This is a genomic window from Methylococcus geothermalis, from assembly GCF_012769535.1.
Taxonomy (GTDB): Bacteria; Pseudomonadota; Gammaproteobacteria; order Methylococcales; family Methylococcaceae; genus Methylococcus; species Methylococcus geothermalis.
Map to the genome: position 1 here is coordinate 170,559 of NZ_CP046565.1, position 21,508 is coordinate 192,066.

Genomic DNA, 21,508 nt, shown 5'->3' on the forward strand with positions numbered 1-21,508 from the left:
CTCGGGGACAGAAGCCTATCAATATCAATAGGGTGCGACAACTTGCGTCGCACTTCAGCCACGAAGCGTATCGGTGCGAACTGCATCCTGGAGCAAGGACCATGCGACGCATTCTGTCGCACACGGAGCGTATTCTCTCCATCCGTTCGAATACGAGAGTTGCAGCGCAGCTCGATTGCCACTGACGCCACGAGAGGACAAAGCTCATGAACGATGAACGCCCAATGAACGACCATGCAGCGACGGTGCACGACATCGCCCGCGCAGCCCGGGAGGGTAAACTGACCAGCGAAGCGCTCGGCAAGATTCTGGAAAGCCGGCACGGTGCGGTGAATTGCTATCCTGGACAACCCACCGACACCTGCCATCCGATCGCCTATTTCATCGCGCTGGAGGGGCGATTGGGCCATGAACTTCAACTCGAACTGGCCCACGCCGAATGGGAGGCCGACCGGCCGCCCCGCTGGTGGACTCGTCATCTCTTACGCTACTGGTATCTGCAGCGGCGCTACGGGCATCCGCCGCGTCCGTATCCTATGTATCCTATGTATGAACCGCCCTTTACGTTTGCCTACATGCTGGGGCAACTCCTGCAGCATGTTATGTTCTCATGCTATGGAGAGACCCGCGAGTTGGTGCTGATCACCGATACCTGGAATCCGGAAGCGTTCGAATGCTGGCGCGACGAACTGGAATACATCCAGCACAAGGCTTCCCTGGCGATTTATCTGATCGGTGAGGGTTCTCTCTGCACGCGCCTGATCTGAGCTGAACCCATCCGTCGGGCCTCGAAGCCGTGCAATCGACAATCGTCCCGAGTTGGCATTGATGGACATTCCAAATCAGAGGAACGACCCCAGCGACCCTGGGCAGAAGCGATGGACGTCGCCGAAAACGGGGGTGTGTTCATGGCAGTCGGGACGTCGATGCTGGTTCAGCCCGCGGCATGGCTACCCGTTGCGGCCCTGGAGGCCGGCGCGCAGGTGATTCGGATCGACCCGGAACCGACGAATCTCAGCGACCGGGCACAGTTCGATCTGAGGGGCAAAGCCGGTGACGTTCCTCCCGTACTGATGCAGTCTGTCTGGAGAAGCCGAACATGACCAAACAACACGCGGCCATCATTCTGATCCTGGCTTCCATGTTTCCCACGCCATCCGTGGCCGACGACTCGGCCCGTTGCTACGCCATCCGCGATGCCGATCGGCGGAACGCCTGTCTCGCCGAAACCCGCGACGCGAAGAGCTATTGCTATTCCATCAAGGACGCCGACCGCCGCAACATCTGCCTGGCCGAAACGACCGGCGAACGATCCCGCTGCTATAGCATCCGGGACAAGGATGTGCGCGCCTCGTGTCTGGCGGGGATGGGGTGGTAGATGAAGCTGGCATCCTCGCTATCGCACCCTCTCACGGCCTGGACCCAAAGACCGGAATCTTCCCGGATATCCCATAACTCTCGTGACGCATCATGAGCAGCCCCGGTTTCTTTTTGACGATCGGAGGTTAGAACCAGATTGAGCATGACCACCCATGTCGTCATGTTGCACAAACGGCGAGCCACCTACCGATAGGTTTTGACAGATTAAGTCAACGAGTCTATCTGGATAATGAGTCTCTAAATGTACGTTTTGATACATCACGCCACCAGCCTGGTTAGGCTGGTAGCCAACAGGAGCGGTCGGCGTCGGGGACGATATACCCCTTGATCCCCCATTATATGCAAAGCAATTAGTAGCAAGAAAGTTCAATATCGCACCATTAGTGACAGGCCCGTTTGGACCAAACCATAAAGGAAGTTTATTTCCATTGGGACAATCAGCTGGCTCACATACAAAGAACGCATCTGTTTGAGGTCTGGACAAATGCCTTTTCCAAATCCAGTCATGAACCGAACCTACTATAAAGCGGTAATGAGAATCGGGAAATGGAGCACGGGTGTTAGGAACAATTGGTGCGACCTCGATCATCCCGCGTCGCGCGGATGGCCATGGTCTTGTCACGTGCTGCGGAAAACGGTGAAATGCGGCGGCCCAAGTCAGTACCTCAACTATTTTCGAAGCAAACAGTATTCGCTTTGGGCACCCTCCCGAGATTCCGAAAATATAATCTCCGACGCCTTTGTTCGGCCTATCACAGATTCGGCGTCTCATGTGCAACTTACAAAACCCGAATAGTAGATATTGTCCGTATGGAGTTATGCTTGGCCCCCCTGACCCCTGCGGTACCTCCCAAGGGCCATGCATGTGATTCCCATTAGAATTCGTAGAGGCAACGACATAGATGTACCCAACTGGCATGAGGCTCACCCTAATTGGACTTCAATAGTATCGGGGCTTGCTTGCAAAGCCACTTATAAAACTTGACGCCATTTACAAACCCTGGTAGCTGGGCACTCCGCTGAAGATACCCATTCTTGACGTTCAATCCGCCCCAGGTTTTCAGCAGATTGGGGAACACACGGTAAGCTCCTTTCCGGTAATCACCAATGGCGATGCACTGTTGAAACCGACCTGACACTTCAGGTCGACCGCGTACCACGATATCGTCGGCGGCTGGCGGCAAAATTCGCCGTGTGTGTGCATTCTCGTGCCACCGAGACTGCGGGATGCTGACAGCTGCGACGATTTCCTGGACGACGAAGATTCCGATCAGCCCGTAGACTAGTCGCTTGCTGGATATATCCTTTAGCCCGGCGTAGAACGCAAGGAAATCACCGGCGTCAAGGTTGGAGCTGATTTGGGTCCCTTTTTTCCCCTGATCACCATAGGTCAGATAGGCGAAATCGGGGTCAAGATGCATGTTCTTCCCAGTCAAGTGCGCGGGGAGGGAGCAGTGTAATCCCGAGAGGGCCGAGGAAATTAACGAATAGGGTGTGTGGAGGCCTGGATGTAGCGAACGGGCTTCTGGAATTGGCGCGTAGACAAAATCACCCGTAGAGGCATCGATCGGTCCATTCCAACGGCCACCACCTTCGCTTTGATCAGCCCCTACCCGTACGAGTAAGCCTTTCATGTCAATTCTCGCTTCCACAATTCGTCGCGCACCGCTCCAATGGCGGCGGGGTATTCGGCACGATTCAGACCCTGAGTATGACCCGAATGATGACCACCAACACTTGCGTTGGGTGGTTCGAATACTGATCACGGGGCTGATCCAATGATAGTCGCAAGTGTGTTGACCGTCCACCCGATTGTCCCTATCGTGCGACCAGCTGGAATTAGGGAGCGATCAGCTCGCATAGGGCGGAACCGGCTCCCTTGGGTTCCGCCACCAATACTGGACGGTGATTTTGGCGGATCGCCTTTCGGCATCCGCCGCCCTACGTGTCAAGTCCCGTGAGGTGATCAACCTTTTTGTGAAAGAGACCGGGGTGTGATGCTTGCCATTGTTTCAGGGCCTGGACCGGCGTTTGATGGTTGTGCGCTCGCTGCGGCATGTGATGATTGTAGAGGTTGGCATAACGCAGCAAGGTGGTCGCCAGGTCTTGGGTCGAGTCGACGCGATGGGTTTGCAGCATAGGCGGCCGGTGGGAGGCGTCTTCGACCCACGCGGGACGTAACACCTGACCCGCTGTGAAGAAAGTAACCCGCGAGGGCTGCGCGAGTCCTGGTCCTCAAGACATCGAATGGCGATCTCCGTAGAGGCCGTCCACCTCTGGGCGTGGGTCAGCCGTTCAACGGCAAAAAAGCACCCTCCCCTTACCAAGGGGTTATCGTTGCTAGCGCAACATCATGCGACGCAGGGAGGTTTTGTTGATTCCATGGCGGCATGGGGCACCCACACGCCAAAAAGAAGTGGTGCCCCGGATACGATTCGAACGTACGACCTTCCCCTTAGGAGGGGGACGCTCTATCCTACTGAGCTACCGGGGCGTCGAGATGCGGGAGGCTGCCGCGTTTCGGGCGGCCTTCCGCCTCAGCGAAGGCTTCCGGCGCATTTTAGCCTTTGTAAACATGGTTTTCCAATCGAAGCCAGGGATGCGGAAGCGCGCTCGTCTCGATCTGTCCCTTGATACTGGCGGGCCGTACCGCCAACCCTCTGCTGCCGCAAGCCCGGAGCATCAGCATCGTCACCAGCGCACCGGCGGGGAGCGAAGACGGTGCAGATACCAGCCAGCCGGGGGGAGAAACCGGCAGCATGAGCGTTTCCCATGGCTCCGGCGGCGGTACGTGCCCCAGCCCAACGTGACCTACTCGCGGGTCGCCACCAGTGTCCGGGCCGGTGATCCGGCCGGTTCAGCGGCCCAGCGCTTGCTGAATCTTGGGCAGGACGCCGGAAACGGTCGCCGCGAAGGTGGCCGCGTCCGCCCCCCGCCCTATCCCGAACCGGGGGATGGTGAACGGATCGGCGCGGTTCTTCCAGACACCGGGACGGGTGAGGACGGCACCTTCGAAACCCAGCCTCCGGCAGAGCGTGATGTGCTCCGGCGTCCATCCGCCGTTCGGAAAACAGAAATAGCCTCCGTTGCCAGGCAAGGTATTGAGGATTTCCTGCGACTGCAGCAGAGTCCGCTCCGCCTCGGCCTGGTTCAGGCGGGGGAGAATCTCGTGGCGATGGGTGTGGGAGCCGAAGCGGACCAGACCGCTCGCCGCCATCTCGGCGATTTCCTCCCGGTTCAAGGGCCGGTAAGCTTCGACCGCGTCCTCCGAAATCGCGCCGGCGTCGGGATGCCCTCGCAGCAGGGTGTCCACGGCATCGTCGATGTCGTGGGGGTGCGTGCCGGCCTTGAGGTTCTCCTTGATGCGCTTGAGTTCGGGGGGCGCCACCCTTCCGCGCAACGCCATCTGCAAACGGTCGAACCAGAACGGGCGCCGGGTGCCGATCGCCCCGGTGACCAGAAAAACGGTGGCGGAAAACCCGAACTCCCGCAGGATGGGGAAGGCGACGCGGAAGTTGTTGGCATAACCGTCGTCGAAGGTCAGAGCAACCCTGGGCCGGCCATCATCGTCCCCCTCCCAGGCCCGTTCCAAGGGAACGACGCGGTAATACTGGCCAAGGTGTTGCATCTGGCTCCTGAATTCGGAGGCCCGAACCTGAAGCCAGTCGCCTTCCGCCGAATCGAAACCGTCCTCCATGACGCCGTGGTACATCAAAACGGTGACGCCGCCGCGGTGATGCCGCCGCGCAAGGGCGTTCACGCCGGTCAAGGCCAGACCTTGGGCTACGATTCGTTTGAGCATGCGGTTCTCCGTCTCTGAGGGTTTCAGACCCGATCGCCTTCGGCGTGCTTGAGTTCCAAAGCTGCCCGGTACAGGTCCTCCCGGCGCGCGCCGGTGATCCTGGCCGCAAGCCCGGCAGCGCTCTTGAGCGAGCATTCTTCCAGCAACAGTTTCAAGACCCGCAAGGCCTCCGGCGATAGCCCGGTTTGGGCCGGTTCGGGCTTGGCGCCCTCGATCATCACCACGAATTCGCCTTTGCTGTTTTCCGGCGCCCGGTCCATGAGCGCAGGCATGTCCGCGGCAGGGGCGCACACGAAGTTCTCGTGCAGCTTGGTCAGCTCGCGCGCCACCACGACCCCGCGGTCCTCGGGAAAAACCGTTGCGATGTCGGCGATGCAATCGCGGATACGGTGGCTGGCTTCGTAGAACACCAGGGTGCGCTCTTCGGCGACCAGCGATTCGAACCAGCGCCGCCTGGCGGCGCCGGTGCGCGGCGCAAAACCCTCGAAAACGAAGCGCGCCGCGGACAAGCCCGAGGCGGACAAAGCGGTGACGAGGGCACAGGCGCCGGGTACCGGTGTTACGATGATGCCGGCCGCACGGGCGCGGCTCACCAGCGGGAAACCCGGATCGTTGATCAGCGGCGTACCGGCGTCGCTGATCAGCGCGATGCACTGGCCGGCTTTGAGCCTGTCGATCAGGCGATCGGATGCCTGCTGCTCATTGTGCTCGTGCAGGGCGAACAGCGGCCGGTCGATGCCGTAGCGATCCAGCAAAGGCCGGCTGTGCCGGGTGTCCTCCGCGGCGATCAGGTCGACCGACTTGAGGATTTCCACGGCCCGAAGGCTGATGTCGCCCAGATTGCCGATGGGTGTGGCAACTAGGTATAGTACTCCGTTCATCCGCTCAGACGCCTGCATTTTCCAAATGGAATCAAAGGGTTCGACATGCGCATAGTCACTCGAGTCGCCGCCCTGGCGATAACCGCCGCGCTGGCCGGCTGCGCCAGCCTGAAGCCCGCGGCGAACGATCCGGCCGCCAGACTGTCGGCGGAGGCGCAAACCCGGCTGCGGGCGGGCGATTTCTCCGGTGCCGGCCAGCTTTACGAGAAGGCGGGCGGCATTTCGAACGTGCCGGACTACTTCCGCCTGCGCGCCGCCGACGCCTACTTGCGTGCGGGCGATTCGACGGCCTCGCGGCGGCTGCTGGGATCGGTCGACCCGCGGCGGTTGGACGAGGACGACCACATTCTTTACGGCTTGCTCAATGCCCGCATCGACCTCAACGCCGGGCGCGCCCGGGAGGCGATGTCCAAGCTGGACGGCCTCGATTACTCACAGATGACCCTGGCCCAGAAGGGGCATTATCACACGCTGCGCGCCTCGGCCTACAACCAGATGGGGAACATGGTGGAAAGCGCCCGGGAGCGCATCGCCGCCGGTCCCCTGCTGAGTTCGCCGGACGCCGTGCAGAAGAACAACGAAGCGATCTTCGACGCCCTCAGCCGGGTTCCCGATGCGGTGCTCAACCAACAGTCCGAGGCCGCGACCGGGGTGTTCGAAGGCTGGGTGGCGCTGGCCCGGCTGGTCCGCCAAACCACGCCGGATCAGCGCGCCAAGGCCATCGCGGACTGGAATGCACGCTATCCCAACCATCCGGCCCACGGCGCTTTCGCCGACTCCCTGGCCCGGCGCAGCGATCTGGCGGCAGCCGAACCGGCGAGCACGGCCGCACCGGCCGCGGAAACCCAAACCGCCGTTCAGATCACGCCTCTGGCCGAGCCCGGCGGCAGCCGGTCGGCGCCCATCGTCGCGGTCCTGCTGCCGCTCTCCGGGGCCTATGCCGCGCCGGCCGAAGCGATCCGGACCGGCATCGACGCCGCCCATGACGCGGACATCGCCCAGAACAAGCCGGCCCTGCGCTTCTACGACACCCAGGCCGGGGACGTACCGGGCCTGTACCGGAAGGCCCTGGCCGAAGGCGCAACCCAGGTCATCGGCCCGTTGCTGAAGGACGATGTCGCCGCCCTCGCCACCAGCGGCGAGCTGCCGACGCCGGTCCTGGCGCTGAACGAAAATCCCGGCGTCAGTGCCGCCCAATTGTTCCAGTTCGGCCTTACCCCCGAGCAGGAGGTCGAGCAGGTCGCGGCGAGCGCCCGGCTGGACAATCACCGCACGGCCCTGCTGATCGCCCCCTCGTCGGCTTACGGCCAACGGGTGGCGAACCACTTCAGCGACTATTGGCGCCGCACCGGCGGACGCATCGCGGCGGCGAAAACCTATGTGGCGGGGAGCAACGATTACTCGACGGTCCTGGAAGACGTCGCCCTGCTGGTGGGACAAGGCGCAGCGGCGACGCCGGTGCCTTACGAAAACGTCGCGGACTTCATTTTCCTCGCGGCCGACGAGCACGACGGGCGCGTCATCAAGCCCTATCTCCAATCACTGGGCGTGAACCTGCCCGTTTACGCGATGTCCTCGCTCTATTCGGGACAACCCGACCCGGGCCTGGGCCGCGAGCTGGACGGCGTGGTGTTCTGCGACATCCCCTGGCTGCTGGATGAAACCGCCGGCGACGCATTGTCCGAGCGCGCCCTCGAGGCCAAGGTGGCACAGACACCGCCGGACTATCGCAAGCTGATCGCCATGGGGATCGACGCCTATCGCCTCGCAGGCCGGCTCGACGAGTTGCGCTCGGGCGGGCGCTTCGAGGGCGCGACCGGTATACTCACGGCGGGCGAAGGCAACCGCATCCGCCGCCAACTGAGCTGCGCGCAGTTCGAGGGCAACACGCCGCGCCTGATCGGGCCGGCGCCGTCGCGGTAAATGAGTCGATCCATCGCGCTGACCGGGCCCCAGGCCGAGAGCTGGGCGGCGGAATATCTCACGGCGCGCGGCCTGCGCCTGATCGAGCGGAACTACCGCTGCCGCTCGGGCGAAATCGATCTGGTCATGGCCGAAAGCGGCACCGTGGTCTTCGTCGAAGTCCGCTACCGCAGCAGCAGCCGCTACGGCGGCGCGCTGGAAAGCGTGGACCGCCACAAATGCCGGCGCCTGCTGTCCGCGGCGCAGCATTACATGGTCGAACGCCGTGTCAGAGGCGCAGTCCGGCTGGACGTGGTGGCGGTTTCCCCCGGCACCGCCGGTCCGGAAGCGGAATGGATCAGGAACGCAATCGAGGCGCCATGAGCCCACACGAACGTATCGAGCGCCATTTCAGCGCGCATGTCGAAGCCACCCAGGAAGCCCTGACCATGCTCGGGGAGCTGATCGAGGTCGCCGCGGCACGGCTGGCCAACTGCCTGCTGTCCGATGGCAAGATCCTGTGCTGCGGCAACGGCGGCTCGGCCGCCCAGGCCCAGCATTTCTCCTCGGAAATGCTCAACCGTTTCGAACGGGAGCGGCCGGGCCTGCCGGCCCTGGCCCTGACCACGGATACCTCGACCCTCACCTCCATCGCCAACGACTACCACTTCGACGAGGTTTTCGCCAAGCAGGTGCGGGCGCTTGGGCACGCCGGCGATATCCTCCTCATCTACAGCACCAGCGGCATCTCGCCCAGCGTGCTCTCGGCCGCGGTGGCGGCCCATGACCGCGACATGAGCATCATCGCCCTGAATGGCCGCGACGGCGGTACCCTGGCACCGCTGCTGCGCGAGACCGACGTGGAAATCCGCGTCACCGCACCCAGCACCGCCCGCATCCAGGAGATCCATCTGCTGATCACCCATTGCCTGTGCGATCTGGTGGACCATCAATTGTTCGGCGAATAGCGGAGAGGAGCTAGACGATGACCGCGCCCGAAGGATTCCTCCGCGAACTGGAGAAGCTGTTCCCGGCCGGCAGCCGCCATACCGATCCGGCCCAGTGCTGGGCCTACGGCTATGACAACAGCAAGCGCCAAGCGCTGCCCGATGCCGTGGTGTTTCCCCGCTCGCACGAGGATGTCGTGACCCTGGTCCGATTATGCAATCGCCACCGCGTCCCGCTCACCGCCCGTGGCCGCGGCACCGGCACCACCGGCGCCACGGTGCCCATCGCAGGCGGCGTGGTCGCTTCGCTGGAACGCATGACCCGGATCATCGAGATCTCGCCCGACAACCGCTTCGCCGTGGTCGAGCCCGGCGTCACCAACCAGGCGCTGCAGGACGCGGTGAAGCCGCACGGCTTCTTCTGGCCGCCCGATCCCACCAGCGCCGAGTTCTGCAGCATCGGCGGCAATCTCGCCTACAACTCGGCCGGTCCACGCGCCGTGAAATACGGCACGCCGAGGGAGAACACCCTGGGGCTCCGGGCCGTGACCGGTGCCGGCGAGGAGCTGCGCTGCGGGGTCTACACCACCAAGGGCGTGGTAGGCTACGACCTGACACGGCTCATCATCGGCTCCGAGGGCACGCTGGCCATCATCACCGAAGCCACCCTCAAACTCACCCCATTGCCTTCGGCCAAGCGCACCCTGCGGGCGATCTATGCGGACGTGGCTTCCGCCGCCCGCGCCATCGCCCGGATCATGGCGCAGCCGGTGATTCCCTGCGCCTTGGAGTTCATCGACGGCAACGCCATCGCCCTGGTGCGGCGCTACGCCGCCGTCGACCTGCCGGAAGACGCCGCCGCCCTCTTGATGATCGAGCTGGACGGCTCGCCCGAGAGCCTGGACGCCGGCGTGGAATCCCTGCGCGCCGCCGCTTCCCTGGACGGGCTGGTGGAGTTCCGCGCGGCCCGCACCGCCACCGAGGTCGAAGCCCTGTGGAGCATCCGCAAGGCGCTCTCGCCCTCGCTGCGCAAGGTCGCGCCGAAGAAGCTCAACGAGGACGTGGTGGTGCCGGTGACCGAACTGCCGGCCCTGATCGCCGGCCTCGATGAATTATCGCAAAAGCACGCCATTCCCATCGTCAACTTCGGCCATGCCGGCAACGGCAACATCCACGTCAATCTCCTGTTCGACCCGGACCGGGCGGACGAGAACGAGCGCGCCCATGCCTGCCTGCACGAGATGTTCGCCCTGGTGCTCGAACTGCGCGGCACCCTGTCGGGCGAGCACGGCGTCGGGATCGAGAAGCGGGACTACGTCGGCAAGGAACTGGACCGGACCTCGCTGGCGCTGATGCATGCCATCAAGCGCCAGTTCGATCCGTGCGGCATCCTCAATCCCGGCAAGTCGTTTCCGGCGGAAGAGGCACCGCCTCCGGCATGACGACGAAGCTGGGCGCCAGGCTCGCATCCTTTTGGCGGACGGTTCGGACCGTCACCGGAGACGATGCCTACGAACGCTACCTGGAGCACTGGCGCGAACATCACGCGGACGCAGGCCTGCCGCTAAGCCGCAAGGCATTTTATCGGGCCGAGCAGCAGCGCCGCTGGAACGGTTTCCGGCGCTGCTGCTGAGGCCGGCTCAAAGCTTGTTCCGGATACGCTCGTAAGCGTTCTTGATCTCCTCGCCGAGCATCTGTACGCCGGCCCACACGTCCTCCGACGCCTCCTTGGCCTCATCCGCCGCCCCGGCTATTCTCGCTTTCAGCTCCTCGAGCTGCTCCTCAGCCTTTTCCCACTCGTCGCGGATATTCATGCGCGCCAGATCCAGTTGCACGACGATCTCGTCGCGCTGCTGTATCAATCCGTCGCGGAATTTTTCCATCTCTTCTTTCAGATTCATCGTGTGTACTCCTGTCCAGTCAAGCTTCCGACATCACTTCGAAGGGGTGCCGGGCCGGGGACAACATAGCAGCTTATTGCAGAATACCGCCAGTATGCCGCACCAAACCCCACGCCGGCCGCGCAAGGCAACGGTGCATTTCGTATCATGCCGTCGGTGGCCGGTTGCGCGGGCGCATGGTCCCCATATCTAATGGGCGCAGTTTTTTATCTTCATTCAGGACAACAGCGATGATCCATCAACACACCACGCTCGAACGCCTTCCCGAGGCCTACAAGATCCTTTTCACCGGCTTCCTCCTGGTCATCGGCATCGGCCTGCTGATGGCCGGGGAGCAGATCATGCTGACCCACGGCAAGGCCGATGGCAAACCGGGCCTCTCCATCAACGACATCATCTACAGCTATTACGGCAACCGGACCGGCTCCAAGCTCGAAACCATGCTCAAAGGCCAGATGAAACCCATGGCGCCGGACGACGTGCGTTTCGAACTGATCAAATGGGCCGAAGACGGCGCGCCGATGACCGAGTGGTCGTCCAAGATCAAGCCGCGGCTCGACCAGTATTGCGTGAGCTGTCACAACGCCGATGCCGGCCTGCCGGACTTCACCAAGCCGGAGAACGTGCAGAAAGTCGCCGAAATCGACCAGGGCGCCTCCATCACCTCGCTGACCCGCGTGTCGCACATCCACCTGTTCGGCATCGCGTTCATTTTCATGTTCGTGGGCTGGATCTTCGGCCTGGCCGAATTCCCGCGGAAATGGAAACTGATCCTCATCGCAACGCCCTTCGCCTTCCTCATCGTCGACGTGCTGTCTTGGTGGCTGACCAAGTTCTTCTCCATCTTCGCCTGGCTGACGATGGTCGGCGGCATCGGCTACAGTCTGGCCTCGACGGCGATGATCGTCACCGCGCTGGCGCAGATGTGGCTGCCGCGCAAGCACTGGCTGACGTATTGGACTTGCGAGCAGCCGGCGGACGGCGAGCAGCCGTGACCGAAGAAGACAGCGCCCGTGCCGCCCGGGCGGCCAAGCCGTTCCCGCCCAATCCGTGGATGGCATCATCATCAGAGCGGGCTACAGCGAAGCGCTGCACCGGATGCCGGAGGTACCCGAAAAACGCCACGGGTGGGAGCCGCTGTCCGGTGCCGAGCTGATACGGTCGGTGCTTCCCGAAATCTCGCGCTTGGCCGAGGCCATCGAAAGGAAAAAACGCCAGCGGGAGTGATCGATCCCGCCTTCCAGGGTTACCGGTGGCCCCGGCACCGGTTGCTAGCCGGGCTGCATCTCATCCGCATTGGCGATCGATGCGAAGCGCGTGATCTCGTCGAATATTTCGTCGGGAATCGTGTGCTGGTATGGGTTGTTGATCACGGCAGGAAAATCCGTGCCCCACTCAGGCCCGGTTTCGCCCCCTTTATTACCCTCCGATGAGGCTGTGCAATGTGTCCGGCGAATGGCTCATGCGATGCCCGACCAGGCAGCGGGCGCGGTATCCGCTGGCCCGGCGACCGATTCGTTCATGGCCGGAAATCCGAGCGACGCAGAAAATTCACGCCCCCTGCCCATCACGCTACGCATGCGCAAACCTCCCTGGCACACCGATCGACGTTGTGGCACGATACGATGGCCCCGTTCTGCGGCTTTCGGCCCATCTACAGGCGGCGGCAGTCCCTGCGATACGCACGTTGCGCTTGCCGTTTCAGACGATACAAGGACACGACACGGACTCCGGACCCTCTAGCCGCAAGAATCACTCATGAACCTCAACTTTCGCCGTTTTCGGCAGGTTGCGTCCGATGACGCCGCCGCCGTTGGTCATTGCCTCGCTCCCAAGCGGCACGTCAGCCCGCATCGCGCCGATGCCGCCAAGCTCAGCCCCTACCCATGCACGAGACGATCCGCCGAAGGGATGCCGGGCTAGTCACTGACGCAGCCAATAAGCTGCTCCGCCTCAATCGCCCGACTGAAAACAACGGGGTCATCACCGAGTCGTTACGATATATTTCTTGGCAACCGGAAGACGCCTTTTTTGAAAACTGCGCCCAACTGAAAGAAAAACAAACCGTTTTCAGCAGTCCTCCCGCATGAACCAGATCGTTCTCATTGCCCTGCGCAGGCCTTATACCTTTGTCGTTCTGTCAATCCTGATCGTATTGTTCGGGATCATGTCGGTACTCAAATCGGCGACCGACGTCTTTCCGCCCATCAAGATCCCCGTCGTCTCCGTGGTCTGGGCCTATGCAGGGCTGCTGCCGCAGGATGTCTCCGGGCGTATTACGTATTATTACGAACGCGCTTTGACTTCGACGGTGGAGGGTATTGCGCGTATCGAAAGCAATTCCTACTACGGCATCAGCATCATCAATATCTACCTTCAGCCCGATACCAATCTCGCCGGCGCCGAAGCCGAGATCACCGCGATTTCGCAGACGGTGGTCAAACAGTTGCCGCCGGATATTTCGCCGCCACTGATCATGCGCCTGGAAGCGTCTTCGGTGCCGGTAGCCATGCTGCAGGTGACTTCCGATACGCTGTCGCCGTCGGAACTCTACAATCTCGCCTATGCACGCATCCGGACGCTGCTGGTGACGATACCGGGAGCGATCCTGCCGCAGCCCTATGGAGGCAAGCCCCAGCAGTTGCTGGTCTCGCTCGACAAGCAGAAACTGCTCGCCCACAACATCACCGCGACCGACGTCCACAACGCCTTCGGCGATCAGAGCATCGTGCTGCCGGCGGGCGACATGAAGATCAAGCAGACCGATTGGATGGTGCAGACCAATGCCACGCCGATGCAGGTCGAGGATTTCAACAACATTCCGATCAAGCGGGTCGACGCGACCAACGCCACGATCTATCTGCGCGACGTCGCCGACGTACAGATCGCCGGCCCGCCGCAAATCAACGCGGTACTGGTCGAGGGCAAGCAGGCGGTGATGGTCGTGGTGATGAAGAGCGGCAATGCGTCGACCCTGGAAGTGGTCGACGGAATCAAAAAGATGATTCCGCGCATCGAGCAGATCGTGCCCGAGGGTGTGCATATCAAGCTGCTGAACGACGCCTCGATCTTCGTGAAGGATTCGATCAAGGACGTTCTGCATGAAATGGGAACCGCCGCCCTGCTCACCGGTCTGGTCGTGCTGCTGTTTCTCGGTTCGTGGCGGCCGACGGTCATCATCGCCACCTCCATCCCGCTCGCCATCCTGACCTCGATCATCTGTCTGCACCTGATGGATGAGTCGATCAATATCATGACCCTGGGCGGATTGGCGCTGGCGGTCGGCATTCTGGTCGACGACGCGACCGTGATGATCGAGAACATCGACACGCATCTGGAAATGGGTAAGCCGCTCGAAACCGCCATCGTCGACGCCGCCAATCAGATCGTCGTCCCGACCCTGGTGGCCACCCTTTGCATCGTCACCGTCTGGTTCCCGTTGTTCGAGCTGAGCGGCGTGTCAGGCTATCTGTTCGCGCCGATGGCCGAGGCGGTGATCTTCGCCATGCTCGCCTCCTTCATCCTGTCGCGCACGCTGGTGCCGACCATGGCGAAATACATACTGGTGGATCACAACGCACCGCTAGGCCAGCCAGAACCGGCATTGGCCGGCGGCGGCAGCGTCCACGGCCCGGCGCCGGGGTCCGCTCATCATGCGGCGAAACCGCCTGGCTTCCTGGGGCGTTTCCAGAAGGGATTCGAGCGCGGTTTCGATCATTTCCGCGAAAACTACAAGGCGCTGCTCGAACAGGCGATCGCCCATCGCGGCGCCTTCATTGGAATGTTTCTGACATTCGCGGTCGGCTCTCTCGTCCTGTATTACTTCAATGGACGCGACTTCTTCCCCGAAATCAAGTCGGGAACCATCCAGATGCACCTGCGGGCACCGCTCGGCACGCGCATCGAGGTGGCCGGACGTATCGCCACCCTGGTTTCGAACGACATCGCGAAGCTGCTGCCTGGCCAGGTCGAGGGCGTCGTCAGCAATTGCGGCCTGCCGGTCGGTCCGCATAACCTGGCCTTCATTCCCACCCCGACCATCGGCTCGCAGGATTGCGATCTGACGATCAGCCTGAAGAATGAGGCGTCGCCGGTATGGGACTTCCGGCGCATCCTCCGCAAGGGTTTACGGGAGCGCTATCCGGGAACCGAATTCACTTTCCAGCCGGCCGATCTGACCGCGAAGATTCTCAACTTCGGTTCGCCCTCGCCGATCGACGTCCGCGTCAACGGCACGGAGATGGAAGCCAACTACGAGTACGCCCGCAAGCTGGCGAGCAAGTTACGCAAGATCAGCGGCAGCAGCGACGTGACGATCCAGCAGACCATGCGCACGCCGACGCTCAACGTGAACGGCAATCGCAGCCTCGGGCTGGGCATCGACCTGACCTTGAAAGACATCACCGACAATCTGCTGATGTCGACGTCCGGCAGCCAGCAGGTCGATCAGGTGTTCTGGCTCGATCACAAAACCGGCCTGTCCTACCAGGTCAATGTCTATCTGCCGCAGCCGCAGCTCGCGAGCATCAATGATCTCTTGACCATTCCGGTCGACAAGGGCGACATGAATCCGACGGGAAAGGACATGCAGTTGCTCGGAAACGTCGCCTCGCTTTCCGTGACCGGTACGCCGGGGGTGGTCACGCATATGGACATCATGCCGGTGTTCGATATCTACGTATCGGCCGAGGGGCGCGACCTCGGTGGCGTGCTGGCCGATGTCGAGAGAGTCGTCAAGTCTATGGAGAACGAGCTGCCCCGCGGCACGAAGGTCGACATCAAGGGACAGGCCGAAACCATGGCCCGTGCGTACATTGAGCTGCTGGGTGGCCTCCTTGCCGCGATCGTGCTGATCTATTTGCTGCTCGTCATCAACTTCCAGTCCTGGCTCGATCCCTTCATCATCATTACCGCCCTGCCCGGCGCCTTGGCGGGCATCGCCTGGTCGCTGTTCATCACCCATACCAATATTTCGGTGCCGGCGCTGACGGGCGCCATCATGTCGATGGGTACGGCAACCGCCAATTCGATCCTGGTCGTTTCCTACGCCCGCGAACGGCTCGAAGTGCATGGCGATGCCCTCAAAGCAGCCGTCGAGGCGGGCTACGCGCGCATCCGGCCGGTGCTGATGACCGCCTCGGCCATGGTCATCGGCATGCTGCCGATGTCGCTGAGCAACTCCCAGAACGCGCCGCTGGGCCGCGCCGTCATGGGCGGATTGATGCTCGCCACCTTTGCGACCCTGCTGTTCGTGCCCTGCGTTTACGCCATGATTTACAGCAAGCGAACCGCCAGCCGAAAGGAGAAAAGCTGATGCCCAAGATTCTGCGCGAACCGCGTGTTGCCCTAGCGATCCTGCTTTGCATCGCATATGTCGGCTATCAGTTCTATGAGCGCAAGCGCGCCGCCGATGCCCTGCGCGAGGAGACGCTCAGGGAGGCCGTGCCGACCGTTGCCGTGACTCATGCCCGACCGGTTGCGCCGACCGCGACCATTTCGCTTCCCGGCAATATCGACGCCTGGTATCAGGCGCCGATCTATGCCCAGATCCCGGGCTATGTGAAGATGTGGTACAAGGATTACGGCGCGCGCGTGAAGCAGGGGGAGGTGCTCGCAGAAATCAGCCAGCCGACGCTCGATGCCGAATTTTCTCAGGCCAAGGCGGATCTGGACTCGCAGCGCGCCAAATACAATCTCGCCCTGGTGTCCCTGAAGCGCTGGCTGGCCCTGCGCGAATCGCATGCAGTGTCGGAGCAGTCGATTTCGGTCCAGGAAGCCAATGAGCGATCCGAAGCGGCACTGGTCAAGGCCGCGGAGAACAACGTCAATAATTTTCTGGCGAAGATGCGCTTCAAAACCATCGTCGCACCCTATGACGGCGTGGTGACGCAACGCAATATCAACGTCGGCGATTATATCAATAAGGACGGCTATATCAGCAGCGCCAACGGCAATACGGTCAGCAATCTGTTTTCCGTGGCCGATATCCATAAGATGCGCCTCTTCATTTCCGTGCCGAGCACCTTTGCGGAAATACTTAAACCCGGCCTTACCGCGGACGTCACCGTGCCGCAATTCACCAACCGTCATTTCACCGCCAACTTCCTGACCGCCGCCAATGGCATCGACCCGAATACCCGCACCATCATTACCGAATTCACGATCGACAATGAAGATGGCGCATTATGGCCAGGATCGTACGCCACGGTCAGTCTCACGGTGCCGGTTGATACCCATATTCTGAGCATTCCCGCCAGCGCCCTGGTATTTCAGGAAGCCAACACCCAAGTCGCCGTGGTGTCGGATGACGATCGCGTTCACTTCAAGCCGATCCAGGTGAGCAAAATTCTCGACGGAACGGTCGAATTCACCGAAGGCGTTTCCCGCGACGAGCGTATCGTGAACAACCCCAGCGCCGCCTTGCTCGAAGGCGACAAGGTGCGCGTCGTCACGCCCGCGCCGGGCTATGATCTTTCCAGCCAGGAAACGCCTCCTGCGGCCAAGCAACCCGCCTCAACAATCCCCGCTCCCGCCGAATAATGGGCAAGCGCCTGCGGACGACCCCGGAAATGTCACGTATTCTTCGCACACGCATGCGGCGTAGCGGCCTGTTATTACTGCTGGCGCTCAATTTGTCGGCGTGTATCGATGGCCCGGCCATCGATCTGGCGCCCAACTATGAGCCCACCCCATTCGTCGTCCCCGATGCCTGGCATGGGTCGAGCCCCTTTGTCGAAGCCAAGCCGTCGGATGGCGAGTTGCGCCCGGATTGGTGGAAGCTTTTTAACGATCCGATCCTGAACCGGCTCGAAGAACAGGCCATGGCGGCCAATCCCGATCTGCAGGCCGCCGCCGAGCGCTTCGTCCAGGCGCGCGACATGATGATGAAGGTGCGCTCGCGCCTGATCCCGCAACTCGGTGTGGAATTCGGCGCTTCGGACAATCGGCAGTCCGTCAATACGCTGTTTCGCGCGCCCAACGCTCCGATCGAGCAGTCGGACTACTCCAGCGGGGGACTCGCAACCTGGGAGCCCGACTTCTGGTCGGCGATCCGCAACCGGGTGCGGGCGGAGATTTACCAGGCAGAACAGCGCGCCGCCGAATACGGGCTCGCGCGCCTGAGCCTGCAGGCGGAAATCGCGGCGGACTATTTCACGCTGCGCGGCTACGATGCACAGGATTCGGTCTATACCCAGTCGATCGCCTACTATAAAAAGTCGCTGGAAATCGTCGATGCCCAGTTCAAAGGCGCGATCGTGCCGCAACTCGACGTCGCCCGTGCCGAATACCTGCTGCACAGCACCGAGGCGAAAGAGCTCGATATTCAGGGCAAACGTCAGGTAGCCGAACATGCCATCGCCATCCTCGTCAACATGGCGCCGGCCGCTTTCAGTATCGCGCCCGTTGACGAGCTGCCATCGCCGAATTTTACGGTTCCGCAGAATATTCCTGCCTCCCTGCTCGAACGCCGGCCCGACATCGCCCAGATGGAGCGCCAGATGGCGCAGGCGAACCGCGCCATCGGCATCGCTCGCGCCGCTTTTTTCCCGAATGTGGTGTTCAAGGCCAGTGGCGGCTATGAAAACGGCAGCATGAACCTGATCGCGCTTGCCAACAGCTACTGGTCCTACGGCGCTTCCGTTTCCATGCCGCTGTTTCAGGGCGGTCTACGCCGCGCTCAATTGCAGCAGTCCTGGTCGGCCTATCGCGAAACCGAAGACAAGTACCGTTCGACCGTGCTCAACGCCTTTCGCGAAGTCGAAAACGGTTTGAGCCTGACCAATCGGCTGACCTTAGCGGCCGATCGGCAGGACGAAGCCGTCAAGGCCGCGCTGCAAACGCAAAACCTGACCATGGAGCTTTATCTGGGCGGCCTGATCACCAGTCTTGATCTCATCTACGCGCAGATCAACACGCTGACGGCGCGCATCGACGCCGTGGTGCTCAAGACCGAACGGCTGAAAAGCTTGGTTGCGCTCGTACGCGCGCTCGGCGGCGGCTGGAACCGCAAGCAATTGCCCGCCGACGATCAGATTCAGCCCTTCGGCGTGTTCGAAGAATATGGCAATGCCGGTAAACCGGCGCCTGCGGGTGGAATCGACGTTCCGGCGGACAATAACAGGCTGAATAACGACCTGACCAAGCCGCTTGTTCAGCCATGAGCAACGGGGTTTTCCCTATCCCGGCGGAAAACACCCGAGGAAAGCGATAAGGCGAGAAATGAACGATTTCCGCCCGGCGGGGAAAACCCAGCGGCGCACCCAGGTGCCGGCCGAACATCGTGATCGACACGGCGGACGCCAAGGGTTTCGTCGAAAACGGTCGGATCGGCGAGAGCGTCAGGCTGAAAATCACCGATCCCTGCCCGCGCTGCGTCATGAGGCCCCTGGCACAGGGCGATCTCCCCAAGGACCCTGGCATTTTCAAGCACGGCATCGCGCGCGACAGCGTGCATGTGCCTTTCGCGGGCAGGGCGCTGTCCCGCGTGGGCGTCCACGCCAAGGTCCCGGCTCACCGGGCCGGCAAGATTCTCCCTCGGGCCTCACTCGTCATAAACCCGCCGCACCAGTTCCCGGAACCAGCGCGGGCGGGCGATCACGACGTAGATGCCCACGAGACTGGTGATGGGCATCGGCCCCACGCCCAGGAGGGTGAGCAGCAGCAGTACGAAGATGCAATTCCAGCGGGATGCGTTCATGATTTGAGCCTCGGCTGTCCTGTTGATCGATGCGCTCCATGATCGTCCAATATCGACGACCGAAAAAGCGTCCCCGCCCGTTCCGTCCCCGTAAAGTAAACATGACCGACTCCGCGTCCCAAATGCTTGCCCCTCCCGAATTCGCCGTGGCGCGCGGCAGGGCTGCCGTCCGCGGCCATTGGAACCTGCGCGGCCTGATGGCGGGCGCGCCGGACCTGCGGGAGCGGCTGCGGAATACGGCGCGGGAACGCGACCTGGAATGGGATTTGCGCGAGGTGACCCTGCTCGACAGCGCCGGCGCCTTCGTCCTGTGGCAGGCCTGGGGCGAGCGGCTGCCCGAGCGGGTGCTGCTGCGCCCCGAGCAGCAATCCGCATTCCGCCGCTGGCAGGCCGGCGGGATTCCGTCGATGCGGGACGGCCAGCGGCCTCCCGTGCCGATGCGCCGACGGATCATCGCCGCGCTGGCCGGCCTGGGTGACCACCTGCTGGCGATCCTCGCGCTGCTCGGCCAGTTGATCCTGGACCTGCTTCATCTCGCCCGCCATCCGGGTGAAATTCCCTGGCGGGAGATTTCGTCCACGATCCACGAAACCGGCGGCCGCGCCTTAGGGATCACGGCCCTGGTGGGCTTTCTGATAGGGGTGGTGGTCAGCTATCTGTCCTCCTTGCAACTGCGAACCTTCGGCGCACAGGTCTACATCGTCAACATCCTGGGAATGAGCATCATCCGCGAACTCGGCCCGCTGCTGGCCGCCATCCTGGTAGCGGGCCGCTCCGGCTCGTCGATGACTGCACGGATCGGCGTGATGCGAGTGACCCAGGAACTGGACGCCCTCGCGGCCATGGGCATTTCGCAGTCGCTGCGGCTGATCCTGCCCAAGGTCATCGCGCTGGTGGTGGCCTTGCCGCTCCTGGTGGTGTGGACCGACGTGGTCGCCCTGGCGGGCGGCGCCGTTTCGGCCCACCTCGAGCTGGAAATCGGCTACCACCAGTTCTTCCAGAAACTGCCAGCCGCGGTTCCCGTCACCAACTTCGCCATCGGCCTGGGCAAGGCCGCCGTGTTCGGCCTGTTCGTCGCACTGATCGCCTGCCATTACGGACTGCGCATCGAGCCCAATACCGAAAGCCTCGGCAATGAGACCACGAATTCGGTCGTGGTTTCCATCACCCTGGTGATCCTGATCGACGCCGTGTTCGCCATCCTGTTCCGAGGTGTGGGCATACGATGACGGACGGCGAAGTCATACGCATGGAGCACGTCTGGACGGCCTTCGGCGACAATCTGGTCCATCGCGACATCAGCTTGAGTCTTGCGCGCGGGCAGATCCTGGGGCTGGTCGGCGCCTCCGGCTGCGGCAAAACGGTGCTGATGCGCGAAATGATCGGCCTGCAGACACCCACCCAAGGGCAGGTTTGGCTGCTCGGCGAGTCGCTGGCGGAAGCCGACGCCCGCCGCAGGCAGCAGCTCCGCAACCGCTGCGGCGTGCTGTTCCAGGGTGGCGCCCTGTTCAGCGCGCTGAACGTGTTCGACAACATCGCCTTCCCGCTGCGCGAACTCAAGGCGCTGGACGAGGAACTCATCGCCCATCTGGTCTGCATGAAGCTCGCCATGGTCGGCCTGGGGGCGGCCGATGCCCTGCTGATGCCGGCGGAACTGTCCGGCGGCATGGTCAAACGCGCCGCCCTGGCCCGGGCCTTGATCATGGAGCCCGAAGTGGTCTTCCTGGACGAACCCACCTCCGGCCTCGATCCGGTGCTGGGCGAAGAATTCGTCACCCTGTTGGGGCAGCTGCACCGGGAGCTGGGCTTCACCGTGGTCATGGTCACCCACGACCTCGATACGCTCAGCGACCTGTGCACCTGCGTGGCGGTCCTCGCCGGGCAGCAACTGGTATCCTACGGCACACTGGACGATGCGATCGCCTGCACGCATCCTTTCGCCCGCGACTTCTTCCACGGCAAACGCGCCCAGAGAATCCTCGGAAGGCACGATTGAA

21 protein-coding genes and 1 tRNA gene are annotated in these 21,508 nt (G+C 62.3%); 16 read left to right on the plus strand and 6 right to left on the minus strand.

The genetic code is table 11. The features are described from left to right. Positions 1 to 206: 206 nt before the first annotated feature. The 3 genes from GNH96_RS00825 (at position 207) to GNH96_RS00835 (ending at position 1,378) form a co-directional block, all read left to right on the plus strand. Positions 207 to 767, plus strand: coding sequence for a hypothetical protein (locus GNH96_RS00825; RefSeq protein WP_169601403.1), 561 nt, complete (start codon positions 207 to 209; stop codon positions 765 to 767). A 111-nt stretch (positions 768 to 878) separates the two neighbouring features. Then, on the plus strand, positions 879 to 1,103 hold the full coding sequence (locus GNH96_RS00830; RefSeq protein ID WP_169601405.1) for an SIR2 family NAD-dependent protein deacylase: 225 nt from the start codon (positions 879 to 881) through the stop codon (positions 1,101 to 1,103). Continuing rightward, positions 1,100 to 1,378, plus strand: a complete 279-nt coding sequence (locus tag GNH96_RS00835; protein WP_169601406.1) for a hypothetical protein — start codon at positions 1,100 to 1,102, stop codon at positions 1,376 to 1,378. Before GNH96_RS00830 ends, GNH96_RS00835 begins: the two co-directional genes overlap by 4 nt. A gap of 931 nt (positions 1,379 to 2,309) precedes the next feature. Here GNH96_RS00835 and GNH96_RS00840 read toward each other — a convergent pair. From GNH96_RS00840 to rsmI, 4 genes are all read right to left on the minus strand, one after another. Further along, positions 2,310 to 3,014, minus strand: coding sequence for an Nmad3 family putative nucleotide modification protein (locus GNH96_RS00840; protein WP_169601408.1), 705 nt, complete (start codon positions 3,012 to 3,014; stop codon positions 2,310 to 2,312). A 783-nt stretch (positions 3,015 to 3,797) separates the two neighbouring features. Continuing rightward, positions 3,798 to 3,874, minus strand: a tRNA-Arg gene (locus GNH96_RS00845). Positions 3,875 to 4,237: 363 nt separating this feature from the next. Then, positions 4,238 to 5,182 carry a polysaccharide deacetylase family protein gene (locus GNH96_RS00850; protein WP_169601411.1) on the minus strand — a complete coding sequence of 315 codons (945 nt, stop codon included), beginning with the start codon at positions 5,180 to 5,182 and terminating at the stop codon, positions 4,238 to 4,240. 23 nt (positions 5,183 to 5,205) lie between these two features. Then, positions 5,206 to 6,081: a 16S rRNA (cytidine(1402)-2'-O)-methyltransferase gene (rsmI, locus tag GNH96_RS00855; RefSeq protein ID WP_169601413.1), complete on the minus strand. Its 876-nt coding sequence runs from the start codon at positions 6,079 to 6,081 to the stop codon at positions 5,206 to 5,208. A gap of 27 nt (positions 6,082 to 6,108) precedes the next feature. Here rsmI and GNH96_RS00860 point away from each other — a divergent pair, with 27 nt between their 5' ends. Genes GNH96_RS00860 through GNH96_RS00880 form a run of 5 tightly spaced genes read left to right on the plus strand, consistent with a single transcriptional unit; the run spans position 6,109 to position 10,545 of the window. Continuing rightward, a complete protein-coding gene (locus tag GNH96_RS00860; protein WP_169601415.1) occupies positions 6,109 to 7,986 on the plus strand; it encodes a penicillin-binding protein activator in 1,878 nt (625 codons plus the stop codon). Continuing rightward, a complete protein-coding gene (locus tag GNH96_RS00865) occupies positions 7,987 to 8,349 on the plus strand; it encodes a YraN family protein (RefSeq protein WP_169601417.1) in 363 nt (120 codons plus the stop codon). Then, on the plus strand, positions 8,346 to 8,933 hold the full coding sequence (locus GNH96_RS00870; protein ID WP_169601419.1) for a phosphoheptose isomerase: 588 nt from the start codon (positions 8,346 to 8,348) through the stop codon (positions 8,931 to 8,933). The genes GNH96_RS00865 and GNH96_RS00870 overlap by 4 nt, the downstream gene beginning before the upstream one ends. Positions 8,934 to 8,950: 17 nt before the next feature. Continuing rightward, complete coding sequence (locus GNH96_RS00875; protein ID WP_169601421.1) at positions 8,951 to 10,354, plus strand: FAD-binding oxidoreductase; 1,404 nt, start codon at positions 8,951 to 8,953, stop codon at positions 10,352 to 10,354. After that, positions 10,351 to 10,545, plus strand: coding sequence for a YbdD/YjiX family protein (locus tag GNH96_RS00880; protein WP_169601423.1), 195 nt, complete (start codon positions 10,351 to 10,353; stop codon positions 10,543 to 10,545). Before GNH96_RS00875 ends, GNH96_RS00880 begins: the two co-directional genes overlap by 4 nt. A 7-nt stretch (positions 10,546 to 10,552) precedes the next feature. Here GNH96_RS00880 and GNH96_RS00885 read toward each other — a convergent pair whose 3' ends face one another. After that, the gene (locus tag GNH96_RS00885) at positions 10,553 to 10,813 is read right to left on the minus strand and encodes a hypothetical protein (protein ID WP_169601425.1); all 261 of its coding nucleotides are present in this window, start codon (positions 10,811 to 10,813) and stop codon (positions 10,553 to 10,555) included. Between the two features lie 230 nt (positions 10,814 to 11,043). Between GNH96_RS00885 and GNH96_RS00890 the strand changes: the two genes are divergently transcribed. The 6 genes from GNH96_RS00890 to GNH96_RS00915 all read left to right on the plus strand — a co-directional run bounded on the left by GNH96_RS00890 (position 11,044) and on the right by GNH96_RS00915 (position 18,975). Further along, positions 11,044 to 11,808, plus strand: coding sequence for an elongation factor-1 alpha (locus GNH96_RS00890; RefSeq protein ID WP_169601427.1), 765 nt, complete (start codon positions 11,044 to 11,046; stop codon positions 11,806 to 11,808). A 55-nt stretch (positions 11,809 to 11,863) separates the two neighbouring features. Next, complete coding sequence (locus GNH96_RS00895) at positions 11,864 to 12,040, plus strand: hypothetical protein (protein WP_169601429.1); 177 nt, start codon at positions 11,864 to 11,866, stop codon at positions 12,038 to 12,040. 659 nt (positions 12,041 to 12,699) lie between these two features. Then, a complete protein-coding gene (locus GNH96_RS00900) occupies positions 12,700 to 12,903 on the plus strand; it encodes a hypothetical protein (RefSeq protein WP_169601431.1) in 204 nt (67 codons plus the stop codon). After that, positions 12,900 to 16,127, plus strand: coding sequence for an efflux RND transporter permease subunit (locus GNH96_RS00905; RefSeq protein ID WP_169601433.1), 3,228 nt, complete (start codon positions 12,900 to 12,902; stop codon positions 16,125 to 16,127). The genes GNH96_RS00900 and GNH96_RS00905 overlap by 4 nt, the downstream gene beginning before the upstream one ends. Beyond that, complete coding sequence (locus GNH96_RS00910; RefSeq protein WP_169601435.1) at positions 16,127 to 17,353, plus strand: efflux RND transporter periplasmic adaptor subunit; 1,227 nt, start codon at positions 16,127 to 16,129, stop codon at positions 17,351 to 17,353. Before GNH96_RS00905 ends, GNH96_RS00910 begins: the two co-directional genes overlap by 1 nt. Next, positions 17,353 to 18,975, plus strand: a complete 1,623-nt coding sequence (locus tag GNH96_RS00915) for an efflux transporter outer membrane subunit (RefSeq protein ID WP_188114785.1) — start codon at positions 17,353 to 17,355, stop codon at positions 18,973 to 18,975. Before GNH96_RS00910 ends, GNH96_RS00915 begins: the two co-directional genes overlap by 1 nt. Before the next feature lie 380 nt (positions 18,976 to 19,355). Here the strand turns inward: GNH96_RS00915 and GNH96_RS00920 are convergent, their stop codons facing one another. Next, on the minus strand, positions 19,356 to 19,511 hold the full coding sequence (locus tag GNH96_RS00920; protein ID WP_169601437.1) for a hypothetical protein: 156 nt from the start codon (positions 19,509 to 19,511) through the stop codon (positions 19,356 to 19,358). A 29-nt stretch (positions 19,512 to 19,540) separates the two neighbouring features. Between GNH96_RS00920 and GNH96_RS00925 the strand changes: the two genes are divergently transcribed. Next, complete coding sequence (locus GNH96_RS00925) at positions 19,541 to 20,740, plus strand: MlaE family ABC transporter permease (RefSeq protein WP_169601439.1); 1,200 nt, start codon at positions 19,541 to 19,543, stop codon at positions 20,738 to 20,740. After that, complete coding sequence (locus GNH96_RS00930; RefSeq protein ID WP_169601441.1) at positions 20,737 to 21,507, plus strand: ABC transporter ATP-binding protein; 771 nt, start codon at positions 20,737 to 20,739, stop codon at positions 21,505 to 21,507. Before GNH96_RS00925 ends, GNH96_RS00930 begins: the two co-directional genes overlap by 4 nt. The last annotated feature ends 1 nt before the right edge of the window (position 21,508 follow it).

Excerpts from the sequence above, each read along its gene's own strand:
- GNH96_RS00900 (WP_169601431.1), top strand. The coding sequence starts at position 12,700 with ATGCACGAGACGATCCGCCGAAGGGATGCCGGGCTAGTCACTGACGCA.
- GNH96_RS00905 (WP_169601433.1), top strand. The coding sequence starts at position 12,900 with ATGAACCAGATCGTTCTCATTGCCCTGCGCAGGCCTTATACCTTTGTC.
- GNH96_RS00870 (WP_169601419.1), top strand. The coding sequence starts at position 8,346 with ATGAGCCCACACGAACGTATCGAGCGCCATTTCAGCGCGCATGTCGAA.
- GNH96_RS00890 (WP_169601427.1), top strand. The coding sequence starts at position 11,044 with ATGATCCATCAACACACCACGCTCGAACGCCTTCCCGAGGCCTACAAG.
- GNH96_RS00910 (WP_169601435.1), top strand. The coding sequence starts at position 16,127 with ATGCCCAAGATTCTGCGCGAACCGCGTGTTGCCCTAGCGATCCTGCTT.
- GNH96_RS00920 (WP_169601437.1), bottom strand. The coding sequence starts at position 19,511 with ATGAACGCATCCCGCTGGAATTGCATCTTCGTACTGCTGCTGCTCACC.
- GNH96_RS00840 (WP_169601408.1), bottom strand. The coding sequence starts at position 3,014 with ATGAAAGGCTTACTCGTACGGGTAGGGGCTGATCAAAGCGAAGGTGGT.
- GNH96_RS00830 (WP_169601405.1), top strand. The coding sequence starts at position 879 with ATGGACGTCGCCGAAAACGGGGGTGTGTTCATGGCAGTCGGGACGTCG.
- GNH96_RS00860 (WP_169601415.1), top strand. The coding sequence starts at position 6,109 with ATGCGCATAGTCACTCGAGTCGCCGCCCTGGCGATAACCGCCGCGCTG.
- GNH96_RS00825 (WP_169601403.1), top strand. The coding sequence starts at position 207 with ATGAACGATGAACGCCCAATGAACGACCATGCAGCGACGGTGCACGAC.
- rsmI (WP_169601413.1), bottom strand. The coding sequence starts at position 6,081 with ATGCAGGCGTCTGAGCGGATGAACGGAGTACTATACCTAGTTGCCACA.
- GNH96_RS00850 (WP_169601411.1), bottom strand. The coding sequence starts at position 5,182 with ATGCTCAAACGAATCGTAGCCCAAGGTCTGGCCTTGACCGGCGTGAAC.
- GNH96_RS00925 (WP_169601439.1), top strand. The coding sequence starts at position 19,541 with ATGCGCTCCATGATCGTCCAATATCGACGACCGAAAAAGCGTCCCCGC.
- GNH96_RS00930 (WP_169601441.1), top strand. The coding sequence starts at position 20,737 with ATGACGGACGGCGAAGTCATACGCATGGAGCACGTCTGGACGGCCTTC.
- GNH96_RS00835 (WP_169601406.1), top strand. The coding sequence starts at position 1,100 with ATGACCAAACAACACGCGGCCATCATTCTGATCCTGGCTTCCATGTTT.
- GNH96_RS00865 (WP_169601417.1), top strand. The coding sequence starts at position 7,987 with ATGAGTCGATCCATCGCGCTGACCGGGCCCCAGGCCGAGAGCTGGGCG.
- GNH96_RS00880 (WP_169601423.1), top strand. The coding sequence starts at position 10,351 with ATGACGACGAAGCTGGGCGCCAGGCTCGCATCCTTTTGGCGGACGGTT.
- GNH96_RS00875 (WP_169601421.1), top strand. The coding sequence starts at position 8,951 with ATGACCGCGCCCGAAGGATTCCTCCGCGAACTGGAGAAGCTGTTCCCG.
- GNH96_RS00915 (WP_188114785.1), top strand. The coding sequence starts at position 17,353 with ATGGGCAAGCGCCTGCGGACGACCCCGGAAATGTCACGTATTCTTCGC.
- GNH96_RS00885 (WP_169601425.1), bottom strand. The coding sequence starts at position 10,813 with ATGAATCTGAAAGAAGAGATGGAAAAATTCCGCGACGGATTGATACAG.